The sequence below is a fragment of the Streptomyces apricus genome (genome assembly GCF_008369065.1).
In the GTDB taxonomy this organism is placed as follows: Bacteria; Actinomycetota; Actinomycetes; order Streptomycetales; family Streptomycetaceae; genus Streptomyces; species Streptomyces apricus.
This window is the reverse complement of sequence record NZ_VDFC01000046.1, coordinates 655,670-668,019: the sequence shown is the minus strand read 5'-3', so window position 1 is coordinate 668,019 and position 12,350 is coordinate 655,670. Positions and strand designations below refer to the sequence as shown.

The 12,350-nt window shown below is 73.4% G+C and carries 9 protein-coding genes; 5 read left to right on the top strand and 4 right to left on the bottom strand.

The window, feature by feature from the left end; translation table 11 throughout:
- Nucleotides 1-27: 27 nt before the first annotated feature.
- A complete protein-coding gene (locus tag FGF04_RS23075) occupies nt 28-801 on the top strand; it encodes a class I SAM-dependent methyltransferase (RefSeq protein ID WP_149513788.1) in 774 nt (257 codons plus the stop codon).
- Between the two features lie 275 nt (nt 802-1,076).
- Nucleotides 1,077-1,481 carry a DUF3040 domain-containing protein gene (locus tag FGF04_RS23070; RefSeq protein WP_149513192.1) on the top strand — a complete coding sequence of 135 codons (405 nt, stop codon included), beginning with the start codon at nt 1,077-1,079 and terminating at the stop codon, nt 1,479-1,481.
- A gap of 226 nt (nt 1,482-1,707) precedes the next feature.
- On the opposite strand, the gene FGF04_RS23065 is transcribed toward FGF04_RS23070, so the two are convergent.
- The 4 genes from FGF04_RS23065 to FGF04_RS23050 form a co-directional block, all read right to left on the bottom strand.
- A complete protein-coding gene (locus tag FGF04_RS23065; RefSeq protein ID WP_235882508.1) occupies nt 1,708-3,858 on the bottom strand; it encodes a transglutaminase TgpA family protein in 2,151 nt (716 codons plus the stop codon).
- Entirely contained in the window at nt 3,747-5,180 is a 1,434-nt protein-coding gene (locus FGF04_RS23060; protein WP_235882446.1) for a DUF58 domain-containing protein, read from the bottom strand. The genes FGF04_RS23065 and FGF04_RS23060 overlap by 112 nt, the downstream gene beginning before the upstream one ends.
- On the bottom strand, nt 5,180-6,217 hold the full coding sequence (locus FGF04_RS23055; protein WP_235882445.1) for an AAA family ATPase: 1,038 nt from the start codon (nt 6,215-6,217) through the stop codon (nt 5,180-5,182). Before FGF04_RS23055 ends, FGF04_RS23060 begins: the two co-directional genes overlap by 1 nt.
- Nucleotides 6,218-6,421: 204 nt before the next feature.
- On the bottom strand, nt 6,422-6,970 hold the full coding sequence (locus FGF04_RS23050) for a beta-class carbonic anhydrase (protein WP_149513190.1): 549 nt from the start codon (nt 6,968-6,970) through the stop codon (nt 6,422-6,424).
- 320 nt (nt 6,971-7,290) lie between these two features.
- Between FGF04_RS23050 and rsmH the strand changes: the two genes are divergently transcribed.
- The 3 genes from rsmH to FGF04_RS23030 all read left to right on the top strand — a co-directional run bounded on the left by rsmH (nt 7,291) and on the right by FGF04_RS23030 (nt 12,349).
- Entirely contained in the window at nt 7,291-8,247 is a 957-nt protein-coding gene (gene rsmH, locus FGF04_RS23045) for a 16S rRNA (cytosine(1402)-N(4))-methyltransferase RsmH (RefSeq protein ID WP_149513189.1), read from the top strand.
- 606 nt (nt 8,248-8,853) lie between these two features.
- A complete protein-coding gene (locus FGF04_RS23035; protein WP_408055653.1) occupies nt 8,854-10,608 on the top strand; it encodes a peptidoglycan D,D-transpeptidase FtsI family protein in 1,755 nt (584 codons plus the stop codon).
- 64 nt (nt 10,609-10,672) lie between these two features.
- Nucleotides 10,673-12,349 (top strand): UDP-N-acetylmuramoyl-L-alanyl-D-glutamate--2,6-diaminopimelate ligase, encoded by a 1,677-nt coding sequence (locus tag FGF04_RS23030; RefSeq protein ID WP_188114184.1) that lies wholly within the window; start codon nt 10,673-10,675, stop codon nt 12,347-12,349.
- The last annotated feature ends 1 nt before the right edge of the window (nt 12,350 follow it).

The following is a 12,350-nucleotide window of genomic DNA, read 5'->3' as shown; positions in this document are numbered from 1 at the left end:
CCCGTCTCCCACCCCCGGAAGGCGCCGCTGCGCTCCGACCCTCCGCGTCCCCGCGCCTCCCTGCGCACCGCCGTGGTCTGGGACGTGCTCAAGGACGCCCTGGACCGCCGGGTCAAGGCCACCGGCCGGGAGTCGCTGGACGTGCTCGACACCGGGGGCGGCAGCGGGAACTTCGCGGTGCCCGTCGCCCGCCTCGGCCACCGCGTCACCGTCGTGGACCCCAGCCCGAACGCGCTGTTCGCGCTGGAGCGCCGGGCCGCCGAGGCCGACGTCGCCGACCGGGTCCGCGGTGTCCAGGGCGACGCGCACGGCCTCTTCGACGTCGTCGAGCGCGGCCACTACGACGCGGTGCTGTGCCACGGCGTGCTGGAGTACGTGGACGACCCCGCCGAGGGCCTGCGCAACGCGGTCGGCGCGCTGCGCCCCGAAGGCGTCCTCAGCCTCCTCGCCGCCGGTCTCGGCGGCGCCGTGCTCGCCCGGGCCCTCGCCGGGCACTTCACGGAGGCCCGCCACGCCCTGGACGACCCGGACGGCCGCTGGGGCGAGGGCGATCCCGTCCCGCACCGCTTCACCGCCGACCAGCTCACCGCGCTGGTGGAGGACGCGGGCCTCGGGGTCAGCTCCGTGCACGGCGTACGGGTCTTCGCGGACCTGGTCCCCGGGGTCCTCGTCGACACCGAGCCGGGCGCCCTGGACGCCCTGCTGGAACTGGAGGCGGCGGCCGCCGAACTCCCCGCCTTCCACTCCGTGGCCACACAGCTCCATGTGCTGGGTGAGGCGCGTGGGGCGAGCGAGGGGTGAGCCGCCTCCCCTGCCGTACCGCTGATCAGGGCCGCGGCGGCAGATGGAGTACGCCACAGGCCCCCCGATCGGGCGCTCGGCGCCGTATGATCGGGGGAGACCGTCCGGCATGACGGGCCGGCCGCTGGGGAATCTACGCCTCAGCGGATCCGATCACCATGGCGGGTTCCGGTTGGCGAATTGGCGCAGAGGGGCGGGTTTCACGGGGGCGATTCCCTGCCTATCCTGAAGGGGACCCCCGGTCGCCCCGGCGACTGCACGATGAGGAGGACGCCGTGCCGCTCTCGGAGCACGAGCAGCGAATGCTCGAGCAGATGGAGCGAGCGCTGTACGCCGAAGATCCCAAGTTCGCGACAGCGCTTGAGGGAAGCGGGCTGCGTACGTACACCCGGCGACGGGTCTACCAGGCGGTCGCGGGCTTCCTCGTAGGTATCGCGCTCCTCATGGCCGGAATGGTCGCACAGCAGATCTGGGTCAGCGTGGTGGGTTTTCTCGTCATGCTGGGCTGCGCGGTGCTCGCCGTCACCGGTTGGCGCAAGGCCCCCAAGCCGGGCGAGCAGCCCGCGCAGGGCGCGCCGGGTGCTCCGCAGGCCCGTGGTCAGGGCCGGCAGAAGCGCTCCATGATGGACCGCATCGAACAGCGCTGGCAACGGCGCCGTGACGAGCAGGGCGGCCAGTAGCCCAGCGGCTCTCGTCCGACAGACGCACGCGCGAAGGGGTGACCACCACCAGGTGGCCACCCCTTCGGCGTACCCGGGCGACGGTTGTGCTGCCCGCTGTCGGCCGCCCGCTGCACGCCGACGGCCCGGTGAAGGCTCCGACGGGCCGCCGTGCCCGTGGCCCGACAGCCGTGGGGGCGTCCACCCGACCGGATGGACGCCCCCACGGCTCAGCCGGCGGTGCGGCTCAGCCTCCGCTGCCCTGGCCCGACGGGCGGCGTACGAGCGCCGTCCAGCGGGCCGCGGCACGTGACCTCAGCGTGGCCCAGCGGTCGGAGACCGCCCACGCCACCCGGACGGCCGAGCGCGGCGCCAGCAGTGCGCGCAGGCGCGTACCGCGGCCGGCGGTGGACCGCAGGCCCGCCGCCGCCCGGCGCACGTCGTCGCCCAGGCCCGCCACCGGTCGCGGCCGCGGCGCGTACAGGACCTGCTCCACCGCGTCGGCGACCCGGTGCACGCAGGCCGCGGCCTGCGGATCGAGGTGCCCGACGCGGACGATCCGCTCCGCCGCTCCGCGCGGCGTCTGCGACTCGTCGGGCGCGATGCCGAAGTCCCACGCCGTGTCGCCCAGTTCCTGCCAGGCCGCCAGCGTGGCGGCGGCCGCCGCCTCCTCGGTCCTGCCGTGCCCGCCCAGGCGCACCGAGCGGGCCCGCAGCCGCCACAGCATCGGCAGCAGCGGCACCGCCAGCACGGCGAGCGCGGGCAGGACCAGCAGCAGGAGCCAGCGCCACGGCGGGTCGTCGTCCGTCACCCCGAACGCGGCCTGCGGGGACTCGCTGCCGCAGGGCTGCTCCAGCTTCTTCTCCGCCGCCGTGCAGCTCTCGCTGCTCGACGGTTCGGCGGACGGCTCCGTGGACGAGGACCGCGAGGGCACGTCCGGGTCGGGGACCGTCGTGCCGGGCGTGTCCGTGCGGGTGTACTCCGGAACGGTGCCGCGGTTCGGCGTCGGCTCGAAGCGGGTCCAGCCCACGCCCTCGAAGTACAGCTCGGGCCACGCGTGCGCGTCCCGCAGGCCCACCGAGGTCCTGCCGTTCGCCTGGGGCGAGCCGGGCGTGAAGCCCACCGCGACCCGGGCCGGTATGCCCAGCGTGCGGGCCATGGAGGCCATCGCGAAGGAGAAGTGGACGCAGAAGCCCTCCTTGTCCCGCAGGAAGCGCGCTATGGCCTGGGACCCGCTGCCGACCTGGACCTCGGTGTCGTAGGTGAAGCCGCCCTCCAGGGCGAACCAGTCCTGCAGCGCCACCGCGCGCTCGTAGTCGTTGGCCGCGTCCGCCGTGACCTCGCGGGCCGTCCGGGCCACCACCGGCGGCAGCGACCCGGGCACCCTGGTGAACTCGCGCTTGAGCACCTCGGGTGCCTGGGGCGCGTTCGCCAGCTGGTCGGCGGTCGGCTGCACGATCAGGCTCCTGACCGTGTACTCCTTGCCGCGGGTGGTCTGCCCGTGGTCGCCGACCAGCGTGCGGCCCACCGGCTCGAACCGCCACTTGCCGTCGATGCCCACCTGGCTGGCCGGGTAGGGCATCGGCAGCCAGTCCTGCGCGTACCAGTTGGCGGCCGAGATCTGTGTCTGGATCTCGGTGCGCCGCACGTCGTCACCGAGGCCGGGCGGCGTCGGGAACGACTCGGGTACGTCCTCGACATGGCGCTTGGCCGGTTTCCAGGCCGTGCCGTCGAACTCGTCGAGCGAGACGATCCGCAGGTAGAGGTCCTGCGTCTCCTCGGAGTTGGTGCGGTAGGACATGACCTCGCGGTCCTCGTCCACGTTCAGGCTGTCGCGCAGCGAGACCAGCGGGTTCACCGCGGAGATCGTGCCGCCGCCCCCGGAGCCCGAGCCGACGCCGGTCCCCGCCGCGTCCAGCAGCCCGCCGTCGAGCGCGGGCAGGGCGAGCGGCACGACCAGGGAGATGCCGAGCGCGACGGCGCCGATGCGCCGGCCCGTACGGACCGGCGCGAGGGCGCTCTCCGCGGGGCCCGCGCCCGGTGTGCGGGGCCCGCCGCCGAAGACCCGGCCCCACTGCGAGAGCCGGTCGCGCCCCTCGGCGAGCAGCAGCACCAGGTAGCCGACGGCGGCCAGCAGGAACCAGACCCAGCCGGCGGCGCCGTCCGCGAGACCGGCGGCGACCGAGTACAGCGCGAGCAGCGGCAGCCCGGCGGGGGCCGCGCTGCGGAAGGTCACCGCGAGCGCGTCCACCGCGAGCCCGACCACCACGACGCCGCCGACCAGCATCAGCCGGATGCCGTCGGAGAGCGGCGCCGGGATGGAGTAGCGCCCGACGTCGTCCGTGCCGGCCTGCAGCAGGTCACCGAAGTACCGGAAGGCGTCGGGGCCGGGGACCAGCCCGGCGACGGCCTGCTCCCGGGCGGGCCCGCCCCCCGCCACAGGTCGCCGAGACCGGCGCCCGGCGCGACGGCCAGCGCGGTCCAGCCCGCCTCACGCAGCATCCGAAGCCGCTCCTCGTGTCGTTCGTCGGCGGCGCCCCGCACCCATGCCCCGCTGTCCAGCAGGAAGGCGACCGCCCCGCCGCTGCGCTGGCGCATCTTGGCGAGCACCGTCGCCTGCTCCTCGTCCAGGTCGCCGAGGAAGGCGACCAGCAGTCCCTCGTTCCCGCCGCGCAGCACGTCGTACGCCCGTGACAGGCCGGTGCCGTCGGAGTGGTCGATCACCGCCAGGGTGTCCATCATCAGCCCCGCCGCGTCCGCCGACTCCTGGCCGGCCCCGGCGAACCCGTCGGCGCCCTCGCCCGGCACCGAGGTGCCGGTGTCGGTCAGCAGCCGTACGGAGAAGCCCCGTTCCAGCATGTGCACCAGCGTGGAGGCGGCGCCGGAGACGGCCCACTCGAAGGCCGAGTCGGGGCCCGCGCCGTCGAAGGCGATGCCCCGGGTGTCCAGGAGCACCGTGCAGCGGGACCGCTGGGGCTGCTCCTCGCGGCGCACCATCAGCTCGCCGTACCGGGCGGTCAGCCGCCAGTGGACCCGGCGCAGATCGTCGCCGTAGCGGTAGCCGCGCGGGATCACGTCGTCCTCGCCGGCCAGGGCGAGCGAGCGCTGCCGCCCGTCGCCGTACCCCTTCGCCTCGCCGGTCAGCCGCACCGGCGGCAGCGGCTCCACGCGCGGCACGACGGTGAGGGTGTCGTACGTGGAGAAGGAGCGGGTCAGCTCGCACATCCCGAAGGGGTCGCTGAGCCGCAGCTGCAGCGGGCCCAGCGGATAGCGGCCGCGCAGGTCCGAGCGCACGCGGTACGACACCTCGCGCCGGCCGCCCGCCTCGACCCGGTCGAGCACGAAGCGGGGCCGCGGCCCCAGTACGTACGGCACCCGGTCCTGGAGCATCAGCAGGCCGGTGGGCAGCCGCGAGACGTTGTCCATCCGCAGGTGGACGCGGGCCTCGGAGCCCGCCGGGACCCGCCCGGGGGTGAGGCGGCGGCTGCCGGCGACCCGGTAGCGCGTGCGGTACAGCACGGCCGCGCAGACCAGCGGCAGCACGGCCAGCAGCAGCCCGACCCGGAGCAGGTCGCTCTGCCCCAGGACGTAGGCGCAGACGGCGGCCGCGATGCCGGCGGCCAGGAACGACCGCCCGCGCGTGGTGAGCCCGGCGAGAGCCGTGCGCAGTCCGCCCTTGTCCTCCTCGGCCGTCGCTGCGGGCATCCCCCCGGCCGTCATCACAGCCTCCGGGACGGCGGATCGCCGAAGAAGGACGTGCTGCGGACCGGCGCCGGACCGCCCGGCGCCTGGGGCGGCGCCGGCACCGCCGTGCGCTGGAGGATCTCCAGGACGACCTGCTCCGCCGTGCGGCGGTTCAACTGGGCCTGGGCGGKGGGCAGCAGCCGGTGGGCCAGGACCGCCACGGCCAGGGCCTGGACGTCGTCCGGCAGCGCGTAGTCCCGGCCGCTGAGGGCGGCGGAGGCCTTCGCGGCGCGCAGCAGGTGCAGCGTGGCGCGCGGCGAGGCGCCGAGTCTCAGGTCCGGGTGGTTGCGCGTGGCGCCCACCAGGTCCACCGCGTACCGGCGCACCGGGTCGGCGACGTGGACCGTGCGGACCGCGTCGATGAGCTTCACGATCTCGTGCGCGTGCGCCACCGGCTGGAGGTCGTCCAGCGGGGAGACCCCGCCGTGGATGTCGAGCATCTGCAGCTCGGCCTCCGCGCTGGGGTAGCCGATGGAGACGCGGGCCATGAAGCGGTCGCGCTGCGCCTCCGGCAGCGGGTAGGTGCCCTCCATCTCGACCGGGTTCTGCGTGGCCACCACCATGAAGGGGCTGGGCAGTTCGTAGGTCTGCCCGTCGATGGTGACCTGGCGCTCCTCCATGGACTCCAGGAGCGCCGACTGCGTCTTGGGCGACGCGCGGTTGATCTCGTCGCCGATCACGATCTGCGCGAAGATCGCGCCCGGTTTGAACTCGAAGTCCCGGCTCTGCTGGTCCCAGATGGACACACCCGTGATGTCCGAGGGGAGCAGGTCGGGCGTGAACTGGATACGGCGCACCGAGCAGTCGATGGACCGCGCCAGTGCCTTGGCCAGCATGGTCTTGCCGACGCCGGGGACATCCTCGATCAGAAGATGCCCCTCGGCGAGCAGCACGGTCAGCGAAAGCCGTACGACCTCAGGCTTGCCCTCGATCACTTCCTCCACCGAACTGCGGACTCTCTCCACAGTGGCGGTCAGATCTGTGAGGCTCGCTCGATCGTCATAGGTCGTCACCCGGCCCTCCTCGGCCCGTTCTTTCCCCGGGCCGACGCTCTGCGATGCGGACCGGCCCACCCCGAACACGGACGCCACGCGTGAAAAGTTCCGCGCGACGCCACAGACGCATTCTTGTTGCCGTTACCGGTTCGTGTCACTCGCCTGTGGACAACTGGCCGCGATATGTCAGGTCTTGCGGTCTTTGGCCGGGTCGATCCGGCCTCAGGTGGGGTCTATCTCACGCAGCAGGCCCGTCTTCACGTCGAACACGAAACCACGTACGTCGTCGGAGTGCAGAAGGAACGGCGAGGTCCGCACGCGCTGCATGGACTGCCGCACGTCCTGGTCGACGTCCCGGAACGCCTCGACCGCCCAGGCCGGACGCTGCCCGACCTCCATCTCCAGGTCGTGGCGGAACTCCTCGGTGAGGGACTCCAGGCCGCAGCCGGTGTGGTGGATGAGCACGACGCTGCGGGTGCCGAGCGCGCGCTGGCTGATGGTGAGGGAGCGGATCACGTCGTCGGTGACGACGCCGCCCGCGTTGCGGATGGTGTGGCAGTCGCCGAGCTCCAGGCCCAGTGCGTCGTGCAGGTCGAGGCGGGCGTCCATGCAGGCCACGACCGCGACGCGCAGCACGGGCCGGGCGTCCATGCCGGGATCGGTGAACGCGGCGGCGTACCGCTCGTTGGCCTCGACCAGGCGGTCGGTGACGCTGCCGGGAGCGGCTATGGCGTCTTCGGGTCCGGTGGGAAGTGATGCGGAAGTCGTCATACCCATGACGGTAAAGGCCGGGCGCCGTTCGGGCTCGCTGTGGGAGGGGACAAAGAACATCAATGAGCGTTGTTGTGAGGTAACCCACAAGGGTGAGCCCATTGTACCCGTACGGGTGGTTCACAGTCTTTTGTCGTCGGTTTGCCGCTCCGCCGCGGAGGGGAAGCGCGACGCGCAGGCCGGTTCATTGACCGCGTGACACCGTGGACTAAAGTGACGCGAAGCGGGAGGCGAGACGCCCTCCCTGCTGGACTGCCACCCCCGACAGGCCCCGGCGACCCGGTGGTGCGTACCGGCCGCGCCGGACCTGAGAGGGCCCCTTGAGCAACAGTCGACATGTCCCGGTGATGCTCCAGCGGTGCCTGGACCTGCTGGCCCCCGCACTGGAGCGCCCCGGAGCCGTGGTCGTCGACTGCACCCTCGGTCTGGGCGGGCACAGCGAGGCCCTGCTCGGCCGCTTCCCCGAGGCGCGCCTGGTCGCCCTGGACCGCGACAAGGAGGCCCTGCGCCTCTCCGGCGAGCGGCTCGCGCCCTTCGGCGAGCGGGCCACCCTGGTGCACGCCGTCTACGACGAGCTCCCCGACGTGCTCGACCGCCTCGGCATCCCGGCCGTCCAGGGCGTCCTGTTCGACCTCGGCGTCTCCTCCATGCAGCTCGACGAGGCCGGCCGCGGCTTCGCCTACGCCCAGGACGCGCCGCTCGACATGCGCATGGACCAGACGACCGGCATCAGCGCGGCCGAGGTGCTCAACACCTACGCGCCCGGCGAACTCGTCAGGATCCTGCGGGCGTACGGCGAGGAGAAGCAGGCCAAGCGGATCGTGTCCGCGATCGTGCGCGAGCGGGACAAGGAGCCCTTCACCGACAGCGCGCGGCTGGTCGAGCTGATCCGCGACTCCCTGCCGCAGGCGGCCAAGCGCACCGGCGGCAACCCTGCCAAGCGGACGTTCCAGGCGCTGCGCATCGAGGTGAACGGCGAACTGACCGTCCTGGAGCGGGCCGTTCCCGCCGCGGTGAAGGCGCTCGCCGTCCGGGGCCGGATCGCCGTGCTGTCGTACCACTCCCTGGAGGACCGGCTGGTGAAGCAGGTGTTCGCGGCGGGCGCCGCGAACACCGCCCCGCCGGGACTGCCGGTCGTCCCCGAGCGCTACCAGCCCCGGCTCAAGCTGCTCACCCGGGGTGCCGAACTCCCCACCGAGGAAGAGGTCGCGGAGAACCGGCGGGCCGCCCCCGCGCGGCTGCGCGGCGCCGAGCGCATCCGGGAGGACGCCGAGTGAGCGCGGGAGTGCGTGAGGTGGACGACCGAACCCGCCGGGCACCCGGGGCCGCACCCCGGCCCCGGACGCCGCGGACCCGAGCTCACCTGGAGGGTGGGTGAACAGCAAACCCGAACTGCGCGGGAGAGCGGCCCGGCTCGCGCGGCTCTTCCCGACCGGCTCCGGACAGGCCGCGCGCACGCCCTTCGTCCTGCTGGTCGTGCTCCTGCTCGGCGGCGGTCTCATCGGGCTGCTGGTGCTGAACTCCGCGCTCAGCGAGGGCTCGTTCCAGCTCGACGACCTCCAGAAGGACACCAAGAGCCTCACCGACGAGGAGCAGGCGCTCCAGCGGGACGTGGACGCCTACTCCGCCCCCGACGCCCTCCAGCGCCGCGCGCTCGAACTCGGCATGGTGCCCGGGGGCGACCCCGCCTTCCTCAACCCCGACGGCACGGTCCTCGGCGTCCCCGGCCCGGCCGCCGAGCAGTCCGCCCTGAGCCTGCTGCGTCCGCCCGAGGCGCTCGCCCCCGGACCCGCCCGGCCTCGCCGCGCGCCGGGGGCCCGCGCGTCATCCGGCTCGGCAGCCCCCGCCCCCGGCTGCGCCTGGTCAGCCTCGCCCTGGCCCTCGTGCTCATCGCCTTCGTCGTACGGCTGCTGCAGGTGCAGGCGGTCGACGCGAGCGAGTACACCGCCAAGGCCGAGAAGAACCGGTACCTCAGCCGCACCCTGGCCGCCGAGCGCGGCGGGATCACCGACCGCAACGGCGTCGACCTGGCGATCAGCGTGGACGCCAACGACATCACCGCGGACCCCACGCTGTTCACCCGCAAGGCGACGAGGACCGGCGACGCCCCCGAACAGGCCGCCGCCCTGCTCGGCCCGATCCTCGACGAGGACACCGACGAACTCGCCCGCAAGCTGCGCACGAAGAACACCCGCTACGTGGTCCTCGCCCGCCGCCAGACCCCGCAGGTCTGGACGCAGATCAAGGACCTGAAGAGCGCCCTCGCCGAGAAGGCGGGCCGGGGCGGACCCGCGAACATCCTGGCGGGCGTCCTCCAGGAGCCCAGCAGCAAGCGGATCTACCCCAACGGCGAGCTCGGCGCCGGGATACTGGGCTGGGTCAACGCCGACGGCAAGGGCGGCGGCGGCATCGAGCAGCAGCTCAACGGCGAACTGTCCGGCAAGGACGGCGAGATCCGCTACGCCCAGTCCGGCGGACGGCAGGTCCCGACCGCCGGCTCCACCGAGAAGCCCGCGGTGGCCGGCTCCGACGTCGAGCTGACGATCGACCGCGACATCCAGTGGGCCGCGCAGAACGCCATCGCCCGGCAGGTCGAGAAGTCCGAGGCGGACCGCGGGTACGTCATAGTGCAGGACAACCGCACCGGCGAGATCCTCGCGATGGCCAACGCCCCCGGCTTCGACCCGAACGACCTGTCCGCGGCCGATGGCGACGCCCTGCACAACTGGAGCCTGGAGGACGCCTACGAGCCGGGCTCCACCGCCAAGGTCATGTCGATGGCCGCCGTCCTGGAGGAGGGCGTCGCCACGCCCGCCACGCACGTCACCGTGCCCAACCGGCTGCACCGCGGCGACCGGCTCTTCCGCGACGACATCGACCACCCGACCTGGTACCTGACGCTCAACGGCGTCCTCGCCAAGTCCAGCAACATCGGCACCATCCTGGCCACCGGCCAGCTCGGCAAGACGCAGCAGGAGGCCAACCGGGTCCTCCACTCCTACCTGCGCAAGTTCGGCATCGGCGGCTACACGGGCCTCGGCCTGCCCGGCGAGACGAAGGGCATCCTCGCCCCCGCCGACCAGTGGTCGACCTCCCAGCAGTACACGATCCCCTTCGGCCAGGGCGTGTCCGTCAACGCGATGCAGGCGGCCTCGGTCTACTCGACGATCGCCAACGGCGGCGTCCGCGTCGAACCGACGCTCGTGCGCGGCACCAAGGGCGCCGACGGACGCTTCACCCCGGCGCCCGCGCCCAAGAAGACGAGGGTGGTCAGCGCGAAGACCGCGAAGACCCTCGCCCAGATGCTGGAGTCCGTCGTGGACGACGAGGAGGGCACCGGCACCAAGGCGCGCATCCCCGGCTACCGCGTCGCGGGCAAGACCGGCACGGCCAACCGCGTGGATCCGGCCACCGGCCGCTACCACGGGTACACCTCGTCCTTCGCCGGGTTCGCGCCCGCGGACAACCCCCGCGTCACCGTGTACTGCGCCATCCAGAACGCCACCGAGGGCAGCTACTTCGGCGGCCAGATCTGCGGGCCCGTCTACAAGGAGGTCCTGGAGTTCGCGCTCAAGACGCTCCAGGTGCCGCCCACCGGGAACCCGGCCGCCAGACTTCCCGTCACCTTCACCCCCTGACCGGCTCCGATCAGGCCCGACCGGCGTCTCATCACCGCCCGCGACACCGACCAGGAACAAGCGCGTGAAAACGATCACTCCCGACTCCGGCGACGACGGTTCGCCCCCGGCCCCGCCGCGCCCCTCGCTTCGCTCCGGCGGGGGTGTGCCCGGTACGCTCACCGCCGTGCCACACGCCGATCAGTCCCAAACCACCCAGAAGGACGTCCCTGTGACCTACCCGGGGCCGCCGCGACCCGTCCGGAACTCCGCCACACCCCTCGCGGAGCTGGCCGGTCAGCTGGGTGCGGACCAGCCGGCGGACACCGCGGGCACCACCGCGGTCACCGGCATCACCCACGACTCCCGCGCGGTGCGCCCGGGCGACGTCTACGCCGCGCTGCCCGGCGCCCGGATGCACGGCGCCGACTTCGTGACGCAGGCGGCCGGCCTCGGCGCCGTCGCCGTGCTCACCGACCCGAGCGGGGCCGACCGGGCCCGGGCCACCGGCCTGCCGGTGCTCGTCGTCGACGACCCGCGCGCGCGGATGGGCGAGCTGGCCGCCTCGATCTACGGGCACCCCGGCCGCGACCTCCTCCAGATCGGCATCACCGGCACGTCCGGCAAGACCACCACGGCGTACCTCGTCGAAGGCGGTCTGAAGGGCGTCCGCAGCACCGGGCTCATCGGCACCGTGGAGATGCGCATCGGCGACGAGCGCATCAAGTCGGAGCGCACCACCCCCGAGGCCACCGACCTGCAGGCGCTCTTCGCGGTCATGCGCGAGCGGGGCGTCGAGGCGGTCGCCATGGAGGTCTCCAGCCACGCCCTGGTCCTCGGCCGCGTCGACGGCTGCGTCTTCGACATCGCGGTCTTCAACAACCTGAGTCCGGAACACATGGAGTTCCACTCGGACATGGAGGACTACTTCCAGGCCAAGGCGCAGCTGTTCACGCCCGGGCGCAGCAGGCTCGGCGTGGTCAACCTCGACGACGAATACGGCCGCAGGCTCGTCAAGGAGGCCGGCGTCCCCGTGGTGACCTTCTCCGCGGAGGGGCACCCCGACGCCGACTGGCGCGCCGAGGACGTGCGGGTCGGCCCGATGGACTCCGCCTTCGTCGCGGTCGGTCCCGAGGGCGAGCGGATCACCGCCAGGTCGCCGCTGGCGGGCCCCTTCAACGTGGCCAACACCCTCGCCGCGATCGTCGCCCTCGCCGCCGCCGGGATCGACCCGCAGACCGCCGCCGACGGCATCGCCGCCGTTCCCGGCGTGCCGGGCCGCCTGGAGCGCGTGGACGCCGGCCAGCCGTACCTCGCGGTCGTCGACTACGCGCACAAGACCGACGCCGTGGAGTCCGTCCTGCGGGCCCTGCGCAAGGTCACCGAGGGCAAGGTGCACATCGTCCTCGGCTGCGGCGGCGACCGGGACCGCACCAAGCGGATGCCGATGGGCGCCGCGGCCGCCCGCCTCGCCGACACCGCCGTGCTCACCTCCGACAACCCCCGCGGCGAGGACCCCCTCGCCATCCTCGCCACGATGCTCGCGGGCGCCGCCGAGGTGCCCGCGCACGAGCGCGGAGAGGTCCAGGTCTTCGAGGACCGGGCCGCCGCGATCGCCGCCGCCGTCGCCCGCGCCCGGCCGGGCGACACCGTCCTGGTCGCGGGCAAGGGCCACGAACAGGGCCAGGACATCGCCGGGGTGGTCCGTCCCTTCGACGACCGCCAGGTGCTCCGCGCAGCTATCCAGAAGACCCAGGGATGAA